Annotated in this window: 11 protein-coding genes; 7 read left to right on the plus strand and 4 right to left on the minus strand. The window is 40.1% G+C overall.

The window, feature by feature from the left end; genetic code table 11:
* Nucleotides 1-125: 125 nt before the first annotated feature.
* The 4 genes from HCG69_RS16510 to HCG69_RS16525 form a co-directional block, all read right to left on the minus strand.
* Nucleotides 126-1,751 carry a S41 family peptidase gene (locus tag HCG69_RS16510; RefSeq protein WP_221650956.1) on the minus strand — a complete coding sequence of 542 codons (1,626 nt, stop codon included), beginning with the start codon at nucleotides 1,749-1,751 and terminating at the stop codon, nucleotides 126-128.
* A gap of 24 nt (nucleotides 1,752-1,775) precedes the next feature.
* Entirely contained in the window at nucleotides 1,776-2,231 is a 456-nt protein-coding gene (gene coaD, locus HCG69_RS16515) for a pantetheine-phosphate adenylyltransferase (protein ID WP_002558377.1), read from the minus strand.
* A gap of 8 nt (nucleotides 2,232-2,239) precedes the next feature.
* The gene (locus HCG69_RS16520) at nucleotides 2,240-4,111 is read right to left on the minus strand and encodes a DNA topoisomerase IV subunit B (RefSeq protein WP_002558376.1); all 1,872 of its coding nucleotides are present in this window, start codon (nucleotides 4,109-4,111) and stop codon (nucleotides 2,240-2,242) included.
* A 64-nt stretch (nucleotides 4,112-4,175) separates the two neighbouring features.
* Complete coding sequence (locus HCG69_RS16525) at nucleotides 4,176-5,312, minus strand: hypothetical protein (RefSeq protein ID WP_002558375.1); 1,137 nt, start codon at nucleotides 5,310-5,312, stop codon at nucleotides 4,176-4,178.
* A 448-nt stretch (nucleotides 5,313-5,760) separates the two neighbouring features.
* On the opposite strand from HCG69_RS16525, the gene HCG69_RS16530 reads away from it, so the two are divergent.
* From HCG69_RS16530 to HCG69_RS16560, 7 genes are all read left to right on the plus strand, one after another.
* A complete protein-coding gene (locus tag HCG69_RS16530; protein WP_223381604.1) occupies nucleotides 5,761-8,829 on the plus strand; it encodes a TonB-dependent receptor in 3,069 nt (1,022 codons plus the stop codon).
* 20 nt (nucleotides 8,830-8,849) lie between these two features.
* Nucleotides 8,850-10,661, plus strand: a complete 1,812-nt coding sequence (locus HCG69_RS16535) for a RagB/SusD family nutrient uptake outer membrane protein (RefSeq protein ID WP_226812492.1) — start codon at nucleotides 8,850-8,852, stop codon at nucleotides 10,659-10,661.
* Nucleotides 10,662-10,682: 21 nt separating this feature from the next.
* Nucleotides 10,683-11,834, plus strand: a complete 1,152-nt coding sequence (locus HCG69_RS16540) for a SusE domain-containing protein (RefSeq protein ID WP_007482934.1) — start codon at nucleotides 10,683-10,685, stop codon at nucleotides 11,832-11,834.
* Between the two features lie 72 nt (nucleotides 11,835-11,906).
* On the plus strand, nucleotides 11,907-13,649 hold the full coding sequence (locus tag HCG69_RS16545) for a hypothetical protein (protein WP_007482933.1): 1,743 nt from the start codon (nucleotides 11,907-11,909) through the stop codon (nucleotides 13,647-13,649).
* 208 nt (nucleotides 13,650-13,857) lie between these two features.
* Nucleotides 13,858-16,155, plus strand: a complete 2,298-nt coding sequence (locus HCG69_RS16550; RefSeq protein WP_122201514.1) for a glycoside hydrolase family 76 protein — start codon at nucleotides 13,858-13,860, stop codon at nucleotides 16,153-16,155.
* An 811-nt stretch (nucleotides 16,156-16,966) separates the two neighbouring features.
* Nucleotides 16,967-21,028: a hybrid sensor histidine kinase/response regulator transcription factor gene (locus tag HCG69_RS16555; protein WP_044094795.1), complete on the plus strand. Its 4,062-nt coding sequence runs from the start codon at nucleotides 16,967-16,969 to the stop codon at nucleotides 21,026-21,028.
* 180 nt (nucleotides 21,029-21,208) lie between these two features.
* Complete coding sequence (locus tag HCG69_RS16560) at nucleotides 21,209-24,112, plus strand: hypothetical protein (protein ID WP_221650957.1); 2,904 nt, start codon at nucleotides 21,209-21,211, stop codon at nucleotides 24,110-24,112.
* Nucleotides 24,113-24,114 lie beyond the last annotated feature (2 nt).

Genomic DNA, 24,114 nt, shown 5'->3' on the forward strand with positions numbered 1-24,114 from the left:
TTTTGAATCCCATAGAGCCTACTTTGCAAAAGTGACTTATCAAACACGGTTCAACTAAATTGAAGAAGAACCATTTTTGTCCTATAAAAGTGTACATTCTTGCAAACGTCTCTTCACGTTCTTATTTATTTCAGCATTTGCTCGTATTCCTTCGATTTCAATATTTCCAGTGCCCGTTCTACACTTTTGTTTGTTTTATTCATCACTTGGAAATATTCATTCATATCCCATAGATCACGGGCTATCAATGCTTTTAATTGTGTTTTGATCAATGGCAGAGCTTTGTTATATTGTTCTTCATTGAACTCAATCTTCTCCTGATCTGCCATGTCACGCATCATTTTCAATAATTCATCATCTACCTCAAACTTTTCATTGAAGGTTTCAAATTTCTTGTATTGGTTTGCGAGCTCTTTGCGATACTTCTCGATATACTTCATGGTTAATTTAATGATAACTCCTTTGGCTACAAGGTTACGATGGTAATCTGTATAAAGAGTGGTATCAATCGGAACAAAGTAATCGGGCATAATGCCACCACCGCCGTAAACGGTACGTCCTAGTTTCTTGGTCTGGCATTTTAGTGAATCGGGGAAGTGGATGCTGTCTGCATTCATCAATTCACCGCGGTTGAAGCGATCTATCAAATCCTGATTATATCTCTTCTGATTACTTTCATCGCTGTTATTTCTACCTGCGAGTTTAGTATCTGCTGTACTCTCATAGGGCTTTTGAATGCAACGACCTGCGGGAGTATAATATCGGGCGATGGTCAGACGAATCATAGAACCGTCCGGCAGATCGATCGGGCGTTGCACCAGTCCTTTACCGAAAGAACGACGGCCTACAACTACTCCTCTGTCCCAGTCCTGAATAGCCCCGGTTACAATTTCACTGGCTGATGCAGAATATTCATCTACTAATACCACCAGACGCCCTTTGCGGAAATTTCCTGTACCTTTAGCAAAGAATTCACTACGTTGTGCAGTACGTCCCTCTGTATATACGATTAATTCTTTCTCTCCCAGGAATTCATTTGCCAGGTCAATGGCTGCATTCAGATAACCACCTCCGTTGCCTTGCAGGTCGAGGATAAGGTCTTTCATTCCTTTCTTTTGCAGTTCCTTCATTGCCGTAAGGAACTCCTCAGCTGTGGTAGCTCCAAAACGGTTGATGCGGATATAACCTGTTTTGGGTTCAATCATATAAGCAGCATCCAGGCTGAGAATGGGGATCTTATCCCGCTTTACGGTAAAAAGTAATGGGTCTTTCACACCCCGGCGGATGATGGTCAGGTTTACTTCTGAGTCTTTCGGTCCACGGAGACGGGCCATGATATCTTCTGTACTCATTTTTACACCTGCGATGGCTGTGTCGTTCACAGCTACAATGCGGTCACCGGCAAGAATGCCTACTTTCTCAGAAGGGCCATTACTGACAGGTTGTACTACCAGCAATGTGTCTTCAATCATCTGGAATTGAACACCGATACCTTCAAAATTGCCTTGTAGAGGTTCGTTCATCTTCTTCACTTCTTCGGCATCCGAGTAGGTGGAGTGAGGATCGAGTTGTGCGAGCATCTTAACGATGGCTTCTTCTACGAGCTTATCTTCGTCTACTTTGTCTACATAAAGGTTGGCGATAGCAAATTCGGCCATTTGAAGCTTGCGCATGGCAGGCGTACCAAAGTTTTGTGCCTGTGCTGTAATAGCCCACAGGCAGGCTAAAAGGATATATAGTTTCTTCATCATCTTAATTTACTTAATCACTCATCATTAATCAATTTCCATTCCTTCAGGAATGAACATGCTGATGTCTTTATTATAGCTAAGAAGTTCGCGTACAATTGTAGAACTGATACAGGTAAGTTCCGGTTCGGTGAAAAGCAAAATAGTTTCTATGCCTGCTAACTTTCGGTTGATGTCCGCGATGGTCTCTTCGTATTCAAAGTCTTTTACCGTACGTATGCCACGGACTATAAACTGAGCGTCTACTTGCTGCGCAAAGTCAATGGTCAGGCAATCATAAGACATCACTTTAATTCGCGGCTCGTTCTTGTAAAGCTTCTGAATCATCTCTACACGTTTCTCAATCGGGAAATAAGTGTTTTTATTTTCATTGATACCTATTCCTATAGTTACTTCGTCCATAAAAGTCAATGCACGTGTAACTATCGAATAATGTCCGATAGTAAACGGGTCGAACGTGCCCGGAAAAATAGCTCTTCTCATGTGTTGTTTTATGCTATATCTTCTTCTATAACCAGATTGTCTATAATAAAGTTTTGTCGTTCCATTGTATTTTTACCCATGTAGAACTCAAGCAGTTCTTTTACCAAGTCGGTCTTACGCAGTGAAACCTGCTCCAGGCGCATGTCTTTGCCAATGAAGTGTTTGAATTCATCCGGAGAGATTTCTCCTAAACCTTTGAATCGGGTGATTTCCGGATTAGGATTCAACTCTTTGATGGCTCTTTGGCGTTCCTCATCACTGTAGCAATACAACGTTTTTTTCTTGTTGCGTACACGGAACAGAGGTGTTTGCAGGATGTAAACATGTCCTTTCTTTATCAGATCCGGGAAGAACTGAAGGAAAAAAGTGATAAGCAACAAGCGGATGTGCATACCGTCCACATCGGCATCTGTAGCTACAATTACTTTGTTGTAGCGTAATCCCTCTATGCCATCCTCAATGTTGAGGGCAGCTTGCAATAGGTTGAACTCTTCGTTTTCGTATACCACTTTCTTGGTTAACCCGAATGAATTAAGAGGTTTACCACGAAGACTAAATACGGCTTGTGTATTCACGTCACGGCTTTTAGTGATAGAGCCACTTGCCGAATCTCCCTCGGTAATGAAGATACAAGAGTCTTCTTCCAGGCCTTTGCCTTTCGGATCATTTAGGTGGATGCGGCAGTCACGTAATTTACGATTGTGTAAGTTTGCTTTTTTAGCACGTTCGCGAGCCAGTTTGGTTACACCGGCTATGGCTTTACGCTCTTTTTCAGAGTCCTGTATTTTTTGAAGCATGATTTCTGCCACATCTCCGTGTTTATGCAGAAAGTTGTCTACTTCTTGTTTAACGAAGTCACCAACAAACTTATTTACTGTTACGCCACCAGGTGACATATTGGTAGAACCCAGTTTGATTTTAGTCTGACTCTCGAACATCGGTTCTTCAACGTTGACCGCGATAGCAGCTACCAGCCCATTGCGTATATCCGTATAGTCCTGATTTTTATTGTAAAATTCTTTAATGGTTCGTGCTATATGTTCCTTAAAAGCACTTTGGTGCGTACCACCTTGTGTGGTATGCTGGCCGTTGACGAATGAATAATACTCTTCACCGTACTGGCCTGTGTGTGTAAAGGCTATTTCAATGTCTTCTCCTTTGAGGTGTATAATCGGGTAAAGTCCGTTGGCAGTCATATTATCGTTCAGAAGATCTACAAGACCATTTCGTGACACGATGCGCTGTCCGTTATAGATAATTGCAAGTCCGGTGTTGAGGTAGGTATAGTTGCGCAACATCGTTTCGATGAATTCGGGGCGGAAACTATAGCCTAAGAATAGGGTAGCATCCGGTTCGAAGAAAATATAAGTTCCATTTTCCTCTTCCGTATCCTGTGTTTCGTCTGTCAGCAGATCACCTTTGGAGAAAGTGGCAATACGCACCTTTCCTTCTCGATAACTGCGTACTTCAAAACGTGAGCTTAGTGCATTGACTGCTTTTACACCGACACCGTTCAGTCCGACACTCTTTTTGAAAGCCTTACTGTCATATTTTCCACCGGTATTCAGCATACTGACTGCTTCAATCAGCTTTCCTTGTGGAATACCTCGTCCATAGTCGCGTACGCTAACACGGAGATTCTCTTCGACAATAATTTCTATCTTTTTGCCGGCTTGCATCTTGAACTCGTCGATACTGTTGTCTAACACTTCTTTCAAAAGGACATAGATTCCGTCCTCGGCATGTGCGCCGTCGCCCAACTTCCCGATGTACATACCGGGACGTGTGCGGACATGCTCCATGTCGCTCAGATGACGGATGTTGTCGTCTGTGTATTCTACTGGATTGTTGTCTACAGGTATCAGCTCGTTCTCTTCCATAAATAATAATTTTTTAATATGCTATTATATCAATGTACCATTGACATAGTAGTACATTGACACATTATTCTATCTTTTTTGTAAACGCGCGACGACGTTTATGTTGTTCCGTTTTGAAGTATTCCCACTGAGCTTGTACTTTCCCGTTCATCTCCAACTCAGGGTTGCTTTCTGCAAAGATAAAACCTAATTTTTGATAAACCGGAATTAAATCGGAAAATAACAATGCGTTAACACCTTTATTTTGATACTCCGGTTTCACGGCTACAAGCAACAAATCAAGCATTTTTGCCCGGCGTTTCATAAACAAGGCCTTTAATAAATAATACCAGCCAAAGGGTAACAAACGGCCATGAGATTTTTGCAAAGCCTCTGAAAGTGAGGGCATTGAAATGCCTACCGCAATTAACTGATCATCGGCATCTGTGATAAGCGTTACCATACGCAAGTCAACAATCGGGAGATACATCTTCACATATTGGTCTATCTGACGTTGTGACAAAGGTGAGTAACCGTACAACGGACTATAAGCTTCGTTCATTAATTCAAAAATGGCTTGTCCGTACTCGGCAGCGATTTTTTTGGATGAACTGTATTTTTTTATTTTGAGATTATATTTTCTTTGGATAAGTTCAGAGATACGTTTGTGTTTGTCCGGTATGGCATCCGGAATGTAGATTTTATATTCCACCCAATCGGCATCTTTCTCATATCCCAGTTTTTCCATGTGTTGCGGATAGTAGGGATAGTTGTAAATAGTTGCCATCGTACTGAGCTGGTCATATCCTTCTATGAGCATCCCTTCTGCATCGAAGTCAGTAAATCCTAAAGGTCCCTGGATATGCGTCATGCCTTTGGCTTTTCCCCACTCTTCTACCGTTTTCAGTAGAGCAGAAGAAACCTCAGGATCGTCAATAAAGTCAATCCAACCAAAGCGCACGTCTTTCTTATTCCATTTCTCGTTGGCTTTGTGGTTGATGATAGCGGCAACACGTCCTACCAGTTTATTATCTTTGTAGGCCAGAAAATATTCAGCTTCACAAAATTCAAATGCCGCGTTTTTCTTTTTATTGAATGTGTTGAGCATATCGTCGAAAAGATCGGGAACAGAATAAGGATTGCCCTTGTACATTTCATAATTGAAACGAATAAACTTTTTTAGCTCTTTCTTTCCGGATACTCTTTTAATTGTAATAGCCATAATTTGTATTTATTTGAGTTGCAAAGATACGTGATAATCTTTAAATTACAACGTGTGAGCTGCAAACTCTTTCTCTGTCAGTATTACTTTTTTGAGTGCTTTCCACCCGGGGAGGTACGTCAGGTGATGGTTCTATCGAACTGATGTTGTATTTAGCGGTATTGTGTTGATTTGTAGACATGGTGTCCTGGTTTGTGACTTGTCTCCAATAGTGCAAAAAGTGTCTCCAATAATGCGTCTGTTATCAGAGGACATTTTTGGCATAGGATGGAGCTTGGGTGTCTGCAACTTGCTTTATATTTGTGACGGTTAAAACTAAAAAATGTGCTATGAAAGACAATTCCAGTTAGCTTCCGGATGCTATCATATTATTATTTTTTTGAGTTCTTATTTTATATAAATAACTCGTGTGAATAATATTAACACCTTACAATATAACTTTAAATTTATGGATATCAAATTAAAATTGAAGCATCTGCTTCTTATGTTGTTTCTATTGAACATGGGAATATTGAATGCACAACAGAAAATCAAGGTGACAGGTCAGATTGTCGACAATAATCAAGAGGCGATTATTGGTGCAAATGTTCTTATTAAAGGGACTACCATTGGTACTATTACTGACTTTAATGGTAATTTCACACTGGATGCCAATATCGGTTCCGTATTAAATGTAACTTATTTGGGATATGTTCCGCAAGAGGTCACTGTCACTGCACAGCAGCCTATGGTTATTACTCTGAAAGAAAATGCCCAGGAGTTGAATGAAGTTGTTGTGGTAGGTTATGGTACGCAGAAAAAGATCTCTACGATTGGGGCACAGTCGGGTATTAAAGTTGTGTCCGAATTGAAACAGCCCGTAGCCAATCTTTCTACTGTTTTGGCTGGCCGTGTTTCAGGTATTGTAGGATTACAACAGACCGGTGAACCGGGAAATGATGCTGCGAATATTTGGGTACGTGGTATTGCTACTTTAGGAGGTACGTCTCCTTTGATTCTGGTAGACGGTGTAGAGCGTTCCATGGATGACTTGAATCCGGAAGATATCGAATCCTTCTCTATTTTGAAAGATGCTTCTGCTACGGCTGTATATGGTGTACGTGGTGCAAACGGTGTTATCATTATTACAACGAAAAATGGTGAAATCGGTAAACCTCGTATTCGTGCGGAATATACTTATGGTTTCACCCGTTTTACTAAGTTACCGGAGTTGGCCGATGGTATTACTTATATGCAATGCGCCAATGAAGCTGCTACAACCCGTGGTAAAGATCCTCTGTTTTCTGCAGAAAAGATCGGAATGACTGCTTCTGGTCTGGATCCTTATTTATATCCGAATGTAGATTGGTATGATCAGATTTTTAATGATTGGGGGCATAACCAACGTGTTTCTGTCAATGTAAATGGCGGTTCTGAAAATGTTCAGTACTATGTATCTCTGTCTTATTATGACGAAGCAGGTTTGTTTAAGGTAGACAATATGCAGGATTATAAGTCGGAGATAAAATACTCCCGTTATAACTTTAACTCCAGTTTGAATATGAAGGTGACCCCTACTACAAACCTCAAACTTAACATTAAAGGAAATATGGCGGATAAGAACTCACCTTATGTGAAGTCTGACGATATCTTTTCTGCTGTATTCCGGATTCCGGCTATTCAGATGCCTGTAATTTATCCGGGTGATAGAGTTCCGTTTCTTTCTACCGGTGGTGGTTTGATGAATCCACTTGCTGAATTGACTAAGAAAGGATATAGAAGTACGACTCACAGTAAGGTAATGGCTGATTTGAGTCTGGAACAAAAATTGGATTTCATCACAAAAGGATTATCTTTCAAGGGTATGTTTGCTTATGATATTGAGAACAAAACATACCTGAACAGAACGCGTAGTTATAATACATACTGGGCTGATTCTCGTGATGAGAATGGGGAATTAATTATTGTACAGCAAGGTAACTCTGTTGATGAGTATTTAAAGCTGGAACGGGGTACGGATAAAAACCAGCGTAAATATTATATGGAAGCGGCTCTGAATTATAATAGAACCTTTGCTGATGCCCACACTGTTACCGGTATGCTTCTTTTCAATAGAAGTGACCGTTCGGATTTGAACTCGAATTCTTTGACTTACTCACTGCCTTATCGTTCACAGGGTTTGGCCGGGCGTGCTACTTATTCGTTCAAAGATCGCTATATGGCAGAAGTGAACTTTGGTTATAATGGTTCTGAGAACTTTACTCCGGGTAAACGTTATGGTTTCTTTCCTTCATTTGGTGCCGGTTGGGTTGCTTCCAATGAGCCTTGGTTTGAACCGGTTTCAGATGTTATCAGTTTGTTGAAAATACGTGCTTCTTATGGTCAGGTAGGTAGTGACCAGATTAAAATAGGTGATACCACTTATCGTTTTGGTTTTTTGTCCGAAATGAGTTCTTCCAGTAATGTATATCAGTTTGGACTTCCTAATAATACGTATGGTGTGACGGGAGGAAAAGATGTTTCCAAGTATGCCGTAAATGTGGGATGGGAAGTTTCTACAAAAGCCAACCTCGGATTGGACTTGGAGTTGTTCCGGGGGGATCTTACTTTAAACTTTGATGTGTTTAAAGAAAGACGTGAAGATATCTTTATACAGCGTCAGTCTATACCTGCAACAGCCGGAATTAATGTAGTTGTTACCGGTAACCTGGGTATTGTAGAGAATAAAGGTTTTGAGGTGAATGCCGATTTTAATAAGAGATTCGGTGACTTTATCTGGGGAGTAAAAGGAAATCTGAGTTATAACAAGAATAAGATCATTGAAGACGATACTCCTTCCAAACCTTATCCATGGATGGAGAGTCGTGGAACTTCTGTTGGTCAGCGTTTAGGATATATCTGTGATGGCTTCTATACAGACGATGATATCAATAATCCGGATGTAGCGAAAACGGTAGAACCTGTAATGGCTGGTGATCTGAAATATCGTGATTTGAATGGCGATAATGTTATTGATGATTATGACAAAACTTATATTGGCAAAGGTACCGTTCCGAATATCGTATATGGTTTTGGTACTACTGCCGAATGGAAAGGATTCTCTTTAGGTGCGTTCTTCCAGGGTGTAGGTAGCTGTGATATTTTTATGAATGGTACAGACTTTGTTCCTTTTGAGAATGCTACCGCCAGAGGTAATCTTTTCTCTAACATCACTGACCGTTGGACGGAAAATAATCCAAGACAAGATGCCCTTTATCCCCGTTTGGCGATAAGCGGAACAAATCAGAACTATGCAACAAGCGATCACTGGATTAAAAATGGTGCATTCCTTCGTTTGAAAACATTAGACTTCGGCTATACGATTCCTAAAACAATAACCAGTAAGTGGCATATTTCTAATTTACGTTTTTATGTACTCGCTACCAATGTTTTCACTATCTCTGGCTTTGATATGTGGGATCCGGAACTTGGTAACGGTACCGGTACTAAATATCCTAATATCAGTACCTATAGTTTAGGTTTGTCATTCCAATTTTAAATAAAACAAAAGATATGAAGATGAAAAGATATATTATAGCTTGTTTATTAGCAGGTTCAGGGGCATTGATGACTTCTTGTGGCGATTACCTGGATATTGTGCCCGATAATGTGATATCTCTGGAAGAAATATTCAAAACACGTAAAGGAGCAGAAGAGTTTCTAAATACAGCCTATGCCACTCTTCCACGGGAGTGGGACCCAACCGACGGTTGTGCTGCTATTTGTGATGAGATGGATTTTCCCTGGGCTGAATATGAGGAGAACTCTATCAATGAGGGAGGTATGAGTCCTTCAAAAGGATGGAGACAGAAATGGGGTGGTTATTATAAGGCCATTCGTACGGCTGCTACTTTTATCTCTCATATAGATATGTGTCAGGATGTTAACATTACCGACAAACTGAAAGCACAATATAAGGCAGAAGCCCGTTTCTTGCGTGCTTACTATTACTTTTGCATTTTCCGTTGGTATGGCCCGTTTGTAATTATGCCTGAAGTAGAGGTAGACGTAGATGGTTCTATTGATGAAATGAGTATTCCGCGTAGTAGTGTGGATGAGTGTGTACAGTATATTTATAATGAACTGGAGAAAGCATGTAATGAAGGTTTGCCTGATTGGTATGAAGAATCTACAGACTATGGTCGTGCTACTATAACTGCGGCACGGGCTATTCAGTCTCGTCTGTTGCTTTATGCTGCCAGCCCTCTGTATAATGGTAACACTGATTATGCTAATTTCAAAGATCAGGATGGCAACCAGTTGGTAAATCAGACGTATAGTGATAAAAAATGGCAAGATGCAGCTAAAGCGTCGAAAGCCTTTATTGACCGTTATACAGATCGTTTTGCTCTGTATACGGAAAATAAAGAAGACGGTAGTATTGACCCATATGCCTCGTATCAACAGCTTTTCCTGACAGGATGGAATAATGAGATAATCTGGGCACGTAACAACTGTTCTTTCTGGTCTTTTGAGGCAAATGCTCCCCGGTTCTGTAACGGATGGTCTGGCTGGGACCCTACCCAGAATATTGTGGATGACTATTTTACGTCTAAAGGCTTGCCTATCGCAGATGAACCTTATGCAGACAAGGATCCTGACTACACTACTGAAGGAACTTGTGCCACAACAATAGGTTATGCTCCTAAAGGAACTTCCAATATGTATGTGAATCGTGAATCGCGCTTTTATGTATCTATCTGTTTTGACAACAGTAAATGGGTAGCTACAAAGAATGCAGCAACCTGCGAACTTTATTTTGGAGGAAATACAGGACATACAGGTAAAACTCGTAACTATTCTACAACCGGATATATTCTTCGAAAATACAGTAATCCTTCGGTAGACTGGAAAAATAGTCAGAATGTGTCCAATCGGCAACAGGCTCTTTTCCGTTTGGCAGAGATTTATCTGAATTATGCCGAAGCTCTCAATGAATGTGAAGCGAGAGATGTGGATGAGGTTTTGAAGTATGTGAATAAAGTTCGTGAACGTGCGGGCCTTCCGGGGTATGGTGATGGTCCTGAATTTATCATGCTGAAATCAAAAGAGAAAGAAGCCATCAGAGAGTTGATTCGTCGGGAACGTCGCATCGAATTGGCTTTTGAAAATCATCGTTTCTATGATGTACGTCGCTGGAAGATAATGGAAGAAACGGACAAATGTATTTATGGGCTGAATATTTCCGCCACCCGTCCTTTGTTCTATCAGGTGATAAAGACAGAAGATCGTCCTCATGATTTCAAATACTATTTATGGCCTATTCCACAGAGCGAGATTTATAAGAATAAGCGTCTGGTACAAAATCCGGGATGGCAGGCTATTGACTAATAAATACCAAAGAGTACAGTTATGAAAAATATATTTAGTTTTAAAAATTTAGGATTGTTCTTGTGCAGCTGTCTGGCTGTGAGTTGTTCGGAGGATGAAACAACACCTGTTACTATTGGCGATTTTCAGGTATTAACTCCTGATTTGGAAGTTACTATTTCTTACACGGATACTGATCCGGGAGAATATGTAGATTTGTCTTGGGATCGCGCAAAAGCTTCGGATGGTACAACGGTCTTTTATGAAGTACAATTTGCCGGCAAGGATAAGAATTTTGATACTCCTTCAATGACTATAACGCCGGATAAACTGGGTTATGCCAATGTTGTTCAGCTGTCGCAACAACAAATGAATATAGTTGCAGAGCGGACAGGGATACGTCCTTTACAAACTGGTGAGATCTATTGGCGTGTACGTGCCATCACCGGATTGGTGGAACATGTCAATTCTACAGTACGTACAATAAAAGTAACCCGTCAGGGAGGATTTGCCGAAACTCCCAAAGCGATATTTGTATATGGTGAAGCTACAGGGCAGAGCGATATTGCCGGTGCAATTCCTCTGAAACAGACTACAGATAGTGAGTACGAAGGTTTTATGAAACTGGGCAATGGTACATATTCTTTTGTAAATGCCAAAGAGGGAGATATACGTAGCTTCAGAGCTGATGGCACTGACCTGGTAGAAGATGATAATGGAACGATTGAAGGTAACAATAAGATTTACCATGTTGTACTGAACTTTACCAAAGCAACCTGTACTATAAATGAGGTTAAGTCTTTCAACCTTTGGTGGGTAGACAATACTTTGGTACCGCTTACATTTGTTGGTAACTCTACCTGGGAATTGACAAACTACGAATTGCAATGGGTAAAATTCGGTAGAGGGAAAAGTCAGATGTACAAATTCCAGATGATAGAAACGGATAAAGATGGAAACGAAATAGTTGTGCCATTCGGTAGTTATAATAAAACTCCGCCGGCAGAAAACCCTACAGAAACTACAGCGCTGGATTACTGGACGATGGACATGGTAGATCCGACAGCTACTATCGGAGAATATACCTTTAAGTTCAATCTCTCTTATGAGGCTCAGTTGGTTGATATCCGGGTAATGCTTCAACCCGAATCGGAGTCTTATTTCCACTCTGTAAAACTGAGTGTAACTGAATAAATAAAGAAGTAACGGAGCCTCTTTCCTGTAAGGAGGAGGCTCTTTATATATTGACTTATAAAATTTGCTATTATGAAGAAAAACTATCTTGATTTTTGGAGGAAAGGATTAACATTAGGCAGTATGCTGATGTTTACAGCTTTCAGTACATTTGCTTACGAAGTGAAAGTAGAAGCAGAAGATGCATTTGATTTTTATCATTCGGGAACGGCTGTTAAAGTTGATACTCCGGCGGAAGAGACAACGGCTTCAGGTGGTTCTATTGTGGCTAATATGGCAAGTAATAACGCTATTGCTTTTGAGTTGACTGATGTACCGGCTGATGGTACTTATGACCTGTCAATTGTTTATTTTGGTACGGATACGAATAGAAAATGCTATATTAAAGTAAACAAACAGAAAAAGAGTATTGTCCAGTTCTCTGAAAAATCTGAAGATACAAGTTGGAACGGAACAAAAGGTAATCCGGCAACTATTGTTACCCAGGTTTATCTGAAGGCAGGTACCAACCGTATCGAAGTCGGAGCTTATGGTGGTTATGCTGCTAATTTGGATTATTTTACAGCCACTGAGTCAGAGTTATCTATTCCCGAACCTAAAGATGAAACGTTCTGTTTGGAGTGGGACTATACCGATGAGGCTGCAGTAACAATTGATGGTGTTTCTAAAGAAGAAGTTTATAAAGCAATTGACAATAATGAAAATACTTCATTAAAGGTAAATGCTGATGATTTGGAGATGATTATAAAGATTGTTGATACCGCTTCTCCCAATATTGCTGTTACGGGTGCTTTAGTGACTCCCGGTGATGAAAATACAGGTGATGTGACAAGCTGGAGTGTACAGGCTTCTTATGACGACGGAGCTACCTGGGAGTCTACAGGCATTGGTTTTGTCGCTGCAGAGAATGGAAGTGTTTATCGTGCAACTTTGAATGCCTTAGCTGCTACCGGAACTAATCTCTTTAAATTAGTAGCCAGTGGAGAAGGGGTTATTGACATTAAGGAGTTTCAACTTTTTGGTGTACCTACCGGTAAAGATACTGATACGGCAAAAAGCTCGGGATATCCGAAGGATTATACCGAAGCTGTTCCGGAAGAGGGTGCATTGATTTGGACAAGCTCAGTAAACGGTATTAAAAATGAGGAAGTTAAGAATCTGTTTGATGATAACTGGGCAACAAAATTCTGTCAGACAGGTACCAAGACAATGTCTTTGGAATTTACTACAGCAGAATCATATTCAGAACCTTTGGATATTAAGTCATTTACAATGACTACCGGTTATGGAAACTTTGAACGTATCCCGACAGAATTTACCTTGTATGGTCGTCAATATGATGACAATGGTAACCCGTTGGCTTGGGAACAAATTAATAAATATTCATTTGCTCCGCTTCCAAGTGCCCGCTATACTTGTTATCGTTTTTATGTTGATATTGCTGAAGGTAAACAATATTGGGATTTCAAGTTAGATATTACTGCCATTAACGGTGGAGGTGATATTCAGTTTGTGCAGTTACAGTTCTTAAACTCAGAGCAGACACCTGAAAGATTCCCGAATTCCGGTCCTGGTGTTGGAATCACAACTCCTGTTGCCAACGAGAATAATACAGTAGTGTCTGCTCAGGATGGAGCTATTACTATCTCTGCCCAGGAAACTACGGTATATAAAGTCTATACAACTACCGGTACAATGGTAGCTCAGGGCACTGTTGCCACTTCTGGCAATGTTCCTGTACAAGCTGGTTTATATGTTGTTGTAACTACTAATGACAGTGGAAGTCAGACAAACAAAGTCTTGATCAGAAAATAATGCGGAAAGCTTAGAGCCTGTTTAAATTTTCCTCAGCATTCTTTTGAGAGGAAAATTTAAACAAGCTCTTATTTTCTCAGACTCTAAAAAGTAAAGTACCGTTCCACAGCCATTAAGTGAGGACTTTTCTGTGATTATAACCGCAGAAACCATTCTTTGGTTGTGGAACGATATTTTTATTTTTAAATCTATTTATAACAACATCTATATGTATATAAAATCGATTATTACACGAACGGTATGCGGTCTTGCCTGCTGTGTGTTTCCTTGCTTGAACTTACAGGCACAGGAAGTGGTTGCCTATAATGACCTGACAGATTTGAATCTGAATATAACGGTCAATTATGGAGATCAGAACCTGATAAGCCATCTGATTGATAATTCACTGACTACGGTTTATACACTTGATAAGTTTGACGGAGCCTGGTCTATTGATTTTTATTCTCCGGTTCCTTTGGTTGTTACGGGAGTTAATCTTGTGAATGCTAATACAGGGAGAGAAAATGACCCGAAGTCCTGGAACTTAAAATGTTCGGAGGACGGACAAAATTGGGGGAGGGCGGTACAAGGAGTGAATGCTGAGACTTTTGCAGATGCTTATACCGCTAAATACTTTTCTGTTGGAAGAGAACTTGCCCGCCAGTGGTGGCGTATCAGTATAACTGAAGTGAATGGCGGAGAGTCTTTAGCACTATCGGAACTACAGCTTTTGGGTTTTCAGGTTAGTAATGATCAGCTGGTAGATCTCAGCGAAGCTACTATTAGTTCTTCATATTCGCCGTCAGAAGGAAAACTGGAAAATCTGGTTTCGGATGATATGAATCAGGGAGTTGTTTTTCGTTCTGTCAATGGTGGGTATATTCAGTATGAATTACCGTCTGCTATCCAGTTAAAGAGTTATCGTATCTGTACGGGAACCAATGGAAATGCTCCGCGTAGCTGGGTCTTGAAAGCTTCTAACGATGGTGAGCAGTGGGATGTTTTAGACAGGCAGACTAACCGGAACTTCTTTAATGTTCCACATTCCTCAATGGAGTTTTCATTGACCGATCTTAATCGAAAAGTACTTGACTGGTATGACCTTGCTAAATTGTCTCATGAGGCTTTGAATACCCGTTACTGGGATAACACCAAACAATACTATTTGCAAAAGAATAGTATTCCGCCTCATACCGGGTTTAATTACTGGTGGATGGCCCATGCTCTGGATGCCTTGGTAGATGGTTATCAACGGAGGGTGGAAGTTGGCGGTTCACGTGGTGAATTACAAGCTTATCAGTTGAAGATGAATCAACTCTATATTGGTGTTCCTCGAAATAATACTTCAAAAAAAGATGCCTGGTGGAATAGTTTCTACGATGATATGGAATGGATGGCCATTGCTGCATTAAGAGCTTATCAGACTACGAAGGAACAGAAGTGGATGGATGTAACGACCGAACTTTATGACTACATAAAAGGGGGATGGACCGATGTGCATGGTGGAGGTGTGATGTGGGAGAAAAATAGCCCGAATTCTAAGAATGCCTGCTCCAATGGCCCTGCTATGATTCTGGCTGCTCGTCTTTACAGAGAAACCGGTAAACAGGAATATCTGGACTTCGCTACAAAAATTTATGATTGGATGTCAGTATCGCTGGTCAACGAATATGGGGGTGTTTGGGATGGTTATGGTAACTATAACGAGGGAATGCTCCTGACTTATAATCAAGGTACTTGGTTAGGAGGCTGTTTGGAATTGTATAACATTACTCAGGATAAAAAGTACTATTATTCTGCACTGACTACCGCTAAATATGTAGTAAATGATCGGAAACGTTTCTCTGCTTTTGGTGTTTTGAAAGGAGAAAACTCTGGTGACGGTGGGTTATTCAAAGGTATCTTTATGCGTTATCTGGCTCAGATGATTACAGACAATGTACTGGATGAAGAGACAGAAGAAGAGTTTACCAGCTTCTTTCTTGAAAATGGTCTGTCTTGTTATCACGCTGCTATGTTGAAAGGAGATAATTTAACTTTCGGACATAATTGGGCCGAACTTCCGGAGAATACTATCACCGACTCATCCATCCATCTTAGTGGTATTATGCTTTATGAAATGATAAGCAATCTGGAACGTAGCGGGAAGCTGGCAAAGCTTTTTGATAAGTATGCCGCAAACCGGATGAAATCCTACAAATACTTCCGCCTGGAAGAATTGGGACGCCGGGATAATTATAATCTGGAGCTATCTAAATTCCAGTTACTTTCGGATACTTCGGTTGGCTTGGAAAATGTGCTTTCCGATCTGAAGCCATATTCTGTAACCATAGAAGATAAAAGATTAAAAGTTGTAGTGAAAAATGGGAGTGGCGGGAGTATTTGTATCTATGATTCCGTAGGAAGATCAGTATGGAAAGATCAATATTTTAGTGGAGTTTATGAGAAGCAACTTTCTTTGTCGGGATTGCATGTGATACATATACAGACAGATAATGATTTTTATTCAGCGAAATTACTTTTTTGATCGGAAATGAGCAAAACTCACCACAGAGTTCCACAGAGTTCCACAGAGTACTATTTATCTGATAAAACGCGAATTAACACAAATGAATGCAGATTAAAAGACTGTAGTTCTATATCGTACATTTGTTTCCCTTTGCGAAAATCTGCGATCATCTGCGTTTCAATAAAGATTTAAACTCTGTGGAACTCCGTGTTACTCTGTGGTGAAATACATTCAAAACCGATCAGTGACGAAGCTTATGGCCCAATCTTTTTGGTAGCGGAAGTATCCATAGACGGTATCGATCCCCTTGTTCGGTGTTGTACTTTGTTTTTCTTAGAAAGGAACGTCCCTTTCCCCGGTGAGTAGTCTTGTTTTAGATGTACATGTAAAGCAGCATGAGATGCACATGTCGTGCTGTCCCACATGCACATGTCGTACTGCTTTACATGTACATCTAAAACAATGTTACCCACCGAGGCTTCCTACGTTACTCTACGGGATAGAGCTTTATCAATACCGGAGAAAGAGACTGATGGCAATGACAAACGCCATTAAGCTCAAAACCGTACAGATATGAACTCACCACAGAGTAACACAAAGTTTCACAGAGTACTATTTATCTGATCAGCTACTGATTCTTATGAGTAATAGCTCTCTAAAGATATCATTTCATACTCTTTTCTTTTTGTCAATCCCTGCTTTTTTGTTTTCTTTGTAATGTAAAAGAGCCTTTTGTACAGGTGATAAAGTATTAATGTATATTAGATGATTACTGCTTGAAGAAAATTGTGTTTTACTATGAATTGAATTTAACCTTATGTAGGATAATATGGAAACAAGAATCAGGAGTTTTTTGATAGGAATATTCTCTTTAGTTGCACTCTTTTCCTATTCTCATAATCTTAAACAGATAACCAATCGGGATGGTCTTTCCAATAGTTCTGTTATCTGTCTGTTTCAAGATAGCGAGCGTTTTCTGTGGGTGGGTACTTATGATGGGTTGAATATGTATGATGGCCGGGATATTTATGTCTATAAACCACATGTCAATAGCCAAAAGAGTCTTTCGAGCAATGTAATAAGAGAAATAATTGAAACAAAAGACCAGTGTTTATGGGTAAATACAAAGTGGGGACTGAATAAACTCTCCCGTAAGAAAAACAGCATAGAAGAATCTTATGATGAGTTTCGTGATAGTTATTTTATAGCAAAGGACAGCAAAGATCATCTTTTTGTATTAGGTAAACAGGGATTCATCTCGTTTTATGATGAGGTGAATAAAAGGTTCATAGATATCTCTGTTGGCGAGGACATAACGAACTTATATGCTCACAATTTTACCATTGATGACAATGATACTATCTGGATTACACTACAAGGCAAAGTCAGGAAGTTTACTGTCGACTTCAAAAATGAAAAGACGCCGCGGATTGTGAGACATCCTGGTCTCACTCATTCGGCAGAGATAATAAACTTCTGTTATAATGGAGGGCGTTTCGCTTTTGTTGATCTCAAGCGTGATTTATATACAGTGAATAGGGGGAAGGCAGAGTATATCGCGAATATCTCTGAACTTGTCAACCAGAACGGCATAATCTCTACCATCATTTTTGATGATGATGATATTCTGATTGGTTTTAAGACCAACGGTTTGTTCCGGCTTATTGCAAAGGAAGGTTATAGAAGTGAAAAGATTGATATAAATTGTGGCGTTTTTTCGTTGTGGAAAGACGAATTACAGAATATAATCTGGATTGGTACTGATGGGCAAGGTGTGTTTGCTTATACAAAAGATGCTTATACTTTCTGTAACATAACTTTGAATCAGCTTCCTATCAAGAAAAAACGCCCGGTTCGTGCTATTCAGACAGATAAAGACGAAAACCTCTGGCTTGGAACAAAAGATAATGGAGTAATCTGTATCAAGAACTATCGCATGGCAAAAGAATATTCTTCTTCCAATGTCATTCAGTATACGATGCAGGATGGACTGGCTAATAATTCTGTTTTCGCTTTTTCACTGAGCCGGAAAAATATTCTTTGGATTTGTTCCGATGGACCTGGAATCAGTTATTATTCTTATGATGATCAGAAGATACATCGTATTTCCGATGCCCGGTATGTACATACTATTTATGAAGCCAGTGATTCTGTTTTATGGGTAGGAGCAGACAAAGGATTGTTAAAACTGTCGGTGGAGTGGAAGGGCAATAAACCTATTGTCAAGGATAGCAAGGCTTTTCTCTCAGAGGTAAGAGGTAAGCGTTTTGATATACAGATTTATTCGATGTATGCCGAGAATGATTCTATTCTTTGGCTCGGTACACGTGGTTCTGGAGCGTTTCGTTTCAATATGTATACAGGTAGTTATCAGAATATCCGGTTTAACAAAGTGGGTATTCCGCCTATTGATGATATTCTTTGTATTCTGAAGGATAGTAAACAACGTTTGTGGTTCGGCTCCAGCTATGGTTTGACTCGTTTGGACAGTTATCAGAAAGATAGTGTATCTTTTACCAGTTACAGTGAAAATAAAGGTTTGCCTAATAATACGATACATGGGATGAAAGAAGATAGCCGTGGCAATTTGTGGCTCAGTAGCAATACCGGTATTATTCAGTTCAATCCCGATAGCGAAGTCTTTCGTCAATATAACTACAAAACAGGTTTGGATGTTTTTGAGTTTAGTGATAATGCCTATTATCAGAGTCCGTTCACCGGTTCTATCTTTTTTGGTGGGATCAATGGAGTGGTATGGCTTCAAGAGGATTCCATAACAGAAAATAAAATGGTGCCCGAGATCTATTTTACCCGTTTACGTATTTTCAATGAAGACTATAATATCAACGATTTGATGAAAGGAGAGGGCGAGAATCGATATCTGGAATTGAAACACAACCAAAATTTCTTCTCTATATCTTTTGTTGCTATGGACTTTATCAATGGGGCAAATAGCAGTTACTCATACCTGTTGGAAAACTTCAGTAATGTCTGGATGAATACCGAACAGACAAACGAGGCACATTTCACAAGTATTCCTCCTGGGAAATATGTGTTGAAAGTACGCTATAATAGTGGTACCGATGGTTCTAAAGATCAATATGAAAGTATTACCATTGTTATTCTTCCTCCCTGGTATTTTAGTATTTATGCCAAGATCGGTTATTTTTTATTGATTATTGGTATTGGTTTCTATGTTTTCCGCTGGATAGGGCAACGAAATGAGCGAAAAAGAAAAATCATTGCCGAGAAGCTTGAGGAGCGCCATAAAGAAGAGGTATATGAAGAAAAATTACGATTCTTTACTAACATCACCCATGAGTTCTGTACACCATTGACTTTGATTTACGGACCCTGTGAACGAATTCTGACACATCCGAATACAGATTCATTTACCCGGAAGTATGTCCGGCTTATCAAATCGAATACAGAACGTTTGAATGCGCTGATACAGGAAGTTATCGAATTTCGAAGGATGGAGACAGGACATAAAACATGTAATATCCAGCAGGTGAATATCAACGAAGTGCTGAATGATCTTTCAGTTTCCTTCTCCGAATTGGCGGAACAAAACAAAGTCACGTTTGAGATGGAGGTCGATAAATCCATTTACTGGAATACGGATTTCAGATGTTTGTCTAAGATACTGAATAACTTGATTTCCAATGCTTTTAAATATACCCCGGAGGGAGGTATTATTCGTATCAGAGTATTGACTGAAAATAGTCACCTCTTGTTGCGGGTGTACAATACCGGAAAAGGTATTCGCGAAGAAAACAGGGAGCTGATCTTCAATCGGTATAGCATATTGGATAATATAGAAGAGAATGCAGTGAAAGGGCTTTCTTCCCGTAACGGTTTGGGAATGGCTATTTGCCACAGTATGGTTGAGTTATTAAAGGGGGAAATTCATATTGAAAGTGAGGTTGATAAATATGCAGAGTTCATTGTGAGTCTGCCCGAACTGGAGTTAACTCCGTTGACAGATGGAAAACAGATTTCCTCTGTTTCTTCCCATCAGCCGGATAAGGCAGAAATGTCTGAAACAACTGAGAATGAAACGATACCTGTACCGCTTGTTTCGTTAGAGCAACTTCCAAATGACATGAAAGCGAAGATATTGGTTATTGATGACAATAAAGAGATATTGGGATTAGTTCAGGAGATTCTTTCTGACAAATATCGGATAGTAACAGCTGATGACGGCGAGAAGGGAATGGCTATCCTGAAAGCCGAGATGCCCGATCTTGTTATTACTGATATCATGATGCCGGGAACGGACGGCTTTGAACTCACCCGTCAGATCAAACAGAATAAGCATACGATGTACATTCCATTGATCATTCTTTCGGCAAAGAATACGAATGAAGAAAAAATAGAGGGTATCGAAGCGGGAGCGGATGCCTATATACCGAAACCGTTTAATGCGACTTATCTGTGTGCGGTGGTAGACCGTTTGCTTGATAATCGCAATAAATTAAAAGAGTACTATAATTCTTCTGCCAGTGCGTATGAGTTTACAAACGGGCAACTTATGCAGAAAGAAGATAAGGACTTCATGCAGAATGTGATTGCCTTTATTAATGAGAATATGGATAATGCCGAACTTTCTCCGGAAGATATGGCGAGTTATCTGCAGCTCAGTATTCGTAATTTGTATCGCAAGTTTAAAGAGCTTGATCAGCTACCTCCAAAAGACTTTATCAAAGATTACAGGGTTCATCATGCGGCTAAGTTACTGAAAACTACAAAGCTCACGATTCAGGAGATTATCTATAAGTCGGGATTCAATAATCGTTCTCATTTTTATAAAGAGTTTGATAAGAGATTCAATACCACTCCGAGAGAGTTCCGCGAGGCTCATAATCATAAGGATGAGACTTTATCATAAAAATCGCATCTATAAGTGTCCTTTTTCGTGACAAAAGTGACTTCAATAGTGTAAAGACATTATTGGAGACATTTTTGTCACAAAAAAGAAGTTTGATTTGTATTTCGGCACATATTTTTGTAGAGTCAAGCACTTTGGTGTAGCTGATTCTTAATAGTATGAAAACAAATCCGCTGATTTATGAAGAAAATTCTTTTACCTTTGTTATTATTGTGGCCCTTTATTTCTATTGCTGCCGAAGACAAAGCCAGCATTACTCCTTCAACCCGGGAAGGAACTTCGGTGTGGCTTATTGAAAATGAAACCTTGTCAGCTCAAATAGAACTGAATTCTTCAGGGCAATTACTTTTTACTCATTTGTATAATAAAACTTCTCAGTCAGAATGCCTGACCGGACACGGAAGTTCCTCTTTATTCCATTATAAAGGAAGGGCGGTGGCTCATAAAAAAACAGAAGAAGGAGAACTTGTATCCTATCCGTTTGAATATTCTGCCGGAATGAAAGGATGGAGCCTGGCCGGTTCTTCTGTAGAAGACATTCTGATGACAACTTTTTCCGGGAAAGAGTCTTTGGGAAAACGACTTTCTGTTGTTGTTCAAAACGAAGATTTGGAAGTAACTATATGTGCCGAAATCTATGATGGCAAGTCAGGGCTACGTATACAGAACTATTTAAAGAACCTCACCGGTAATTATCGTTTTGTTATTGAAGAATCAACCGTTTTGCGTTTAAATCTTCCTAACAATCCTCATCATTTGCATTTTTCCTGCAATACGAAGTGGGAAAGTACTACTGGAGGTGTGGAAGAAGCTCCTTTGTATAATAAAGGAAAAAGAGTGGCTAAAGTTCTTTTAAACAGATACGAAGATGGGACAGGATGGTATCTGGCACCGGAAGTGAATTGGCGGACTCAGTATGGCCCGGAAGTTCCTTCATCCGCTTATGAATATATGCACCGCTCTTTTGCCGGTGCAACAGCCTGGTCTTCATCCGCTTCCGATTATGTACAGGTGATTACCCATCCGGAATCGTTCCAGTTGGTACTCTTTCCACAAGAGAAATTTGAATATATAGCGGTTAACCTCACTTTATTTACCGGAGATATGGTAGACGGTAAAATGGCAGTAGAAGAGCATTTGCGTAAACGCTATAAATATCACGATACGCAAACTTTATTTAATACAAATGACTGGGACTGGTTTACTACCGGAAAGCGTACTGACCGTTTTTACCGTGAAGTTGTCATACCTAAAGCAAAGGAGGCAGGAATGGATATGGTGATGTGGGATGATGGATGGAATAACCCTAACAGTACGAATACCGGTCTTGATAATAGTGGCACACACCGGGATGAAATAGTTCCCTCTCCTATGGTAACGACCGATTTTAAAGGATTAACCGATTTTATCCATGACAACGGGCTTATGTTTGGTCTGTGGTACAGTATGAGTGGAGGCAATCATAACATGGGGTTTGACTTGTCTGATCCGGCTTTTATTTCAGCAAAAAGAGAGAAAGTAAGAACATTGTTGGAGGATCATCATATGTCTCATCAGATGGTTGATCTTACAGAGATGTGGCAAGTGCTTGATGAAACTTCGCATAGTTATCCCAGTGACAATGTCTACAGGAAGGTAGTCAGAACAAAGAACCTGATGAATGAGCTGGCTGATAAGTATCCGCAATACATCGTAAAAGTAACCAGTGAACTGGACATCCATCCTACTCAGGGAGACAGGGCGGTGGAACTGCTTCATATTCCCTATAACGGATTTATGACTTCTGTAGGAGATGCCGGAGGAGGTGTTATTGGGATGGTAAGTTATTGTTTTGGGCATTACCCTCTCAATTCTGTTTACTTTGGAGGTACACATAGTGCCCTGATGGAGGATTATTATAAATTTATGGTAGCCCGTGATATCAAATTCGGTGTTTGTCCCGATCAGTGGAGTCAGAAAGGGATAGAGCTGATGGCTAAGTTCAATAAATGGCGTAGAAGTAAACGTATTGCTGATATGTCTACACAAATTATTCGCCCGGTTTATCTGGGGAAGGGTTGGGATAGCAATGAAGTGGCAAACTGGGATTTTGGTTCGGGGCCCCTATCCTGGATGTATACTACTGAACAGAAAGATAAGGCTTTACTAATCAGTAGTAATTGTGGCGAAGTAGGACATATTGGTAAGATGCCTCTTCCGATTCGTTGGTTGGATGATCGGAAGTACTATCTGATTGAAGATATAACACTTGATGATACCCGGCAGTTTACCTATCATTTTGAGGGCGTTTTTACGGGAGCTGATTTAAAGAAAGGGGCATTTGCTATCAATATGTACCAGAACAGTTCTCGTGGAAAAGCATTCTGGATACAGGAAATGAAAGCCGGTCAGCCGGTGCAGGTGCTTTATATGGACGAGAATGTAGATGACTACCAGGAAAACTATATGGATGATGTACTGACTGTTACTCTTAAAGGAAAGGCGAACGAAGAGGCTTTGGTTATTTTATATTATCAGGCAGAAAATAAAGTAAATCACTATCGGATCCTGTTAGACGAAAATGGACAGGGAGAATTACGTTGCACTTCTGTTCCCGAGGGTGAAGAAGAGGAGGATGGCTATCCTGGCTTTAGTGGTGGTTTGCGCTATGATCTGGAAAACCTGCACGACAATCTTATTCTTTCTGATGATAAGATAAAAATGTCTTCTGTTTTTAATGGTAATCCCGATTCGGAAGGGGGGTACAGTTCATTTGCCGGTATGAATGCGGTAGGAGACTATGTTGTCTATAAATTAGAGATTCCTTCAGCGGGGACTTATAACATATCATTAAATTATAAATTGTCTAAAAGTAGCCGTGGGGAGTGTGGATGGGCAGTATCCGAGGATAATATAAATTATACGGATATCGGAAAACCATTCTCTCAGGCAACAACGGGTGCTGAGAAAATGGAAACACTGAATATGGGAGATTATACATTTCATACCTCCGGCACCAAATATTTTAAGATGTCTTTAACGGCTGTTTCCTCGAATGGAGGGAAAAATTTGTCTACTAACTATCTAAAACTAACTCTTCAATGATC

The sequence above is a fragment of the Bacteroides sp. K03 genome (assembly GCF_019734355.1).
Classification (GTDB): Bacteria; Bacteroidota; Bacteroidia; order Bacteroidales; family Bacteroidaceae; genus Bacteroides; species Bacteroides nordii.

Bases quoted from the DNA above. Each gene is read 5' to 3' on its own strand.
- HCG69_RS16510 (WP_221650956.1), bottom strand. From the start codon at position 1,751: ATGATGAAGAAACTATATATCCTTTTAGCCTGCCTGTGGGCTATTACA.
- coaD (WP_002558377.1), bottom strand. From the start codon at position 2,231: ATGAGAAGAGCTATTTTTCCGGGCACGTTCGACCCGTTTACTATCGGA.
- HCG69_RS16520 (WP_002558376.1), bottom strand. From the start codon at position 4,111: ATGGAAGAGAACGAGCTGATACCTGTAGACAACAATCCAGTAGAATAC.
- HCG69_RS16525 (WP_002558375.1), bottom strand. From the start codon at position 5,312: ATGGCTATTACAATTAAAAGAGTATCCGGAAAGAAAGAGCTAAAAAAG.
- HCG69_RS16530 (WP_223381604.1), top strand. From the start codon at position 5,761: ATGGATATCAAATTAAAATTGAAGCATCTGCTTCTTATGTTGTTTCTA.
- HCG69_RS16535 (WP_226812492.1), top strand. From the start codon at position 8,850: ATGAAAAGATATATTATAGCTTGTTTATTAGCAGGTTCAGGGGCATTG.
- HCG69_RS16540 (WP_007482934.1), top strand. From the start codon at position 10,683: ATGAAAAATATATTTAGTTTTAAAAATTTAGGATTGTTCTTGTGCAGC.
- HCG69_RS16545 (WP_007482933.1), top strand. From the start codon at position 11,907: ATGAAGAAAAACTATCTTGATTTTTGGAGGAAAGGATTAACATTAGGC.
- HCG69_RS16550 (WP_122201514.1), top strand. From the start codon at position 13,858: ATGTATATAAAATCGATTATTACACGAACGGTATGCGGTCTTGCCTGC.
- HCG69_RS16555 (WP_044094795.1), top strand. From the start codon at position 16,967: ATGGAAACAAGAATCAGGAGTTTTTTGATAGGAATATTCTCTTTAGTT.
- HCG69_RS16560 (WP_221650957.1), top strand. From the start codon at position 21,209: ATGAAGAAAATTCTTTTACCTTTGTTATTATTGTGGCCCTTTATTTCT.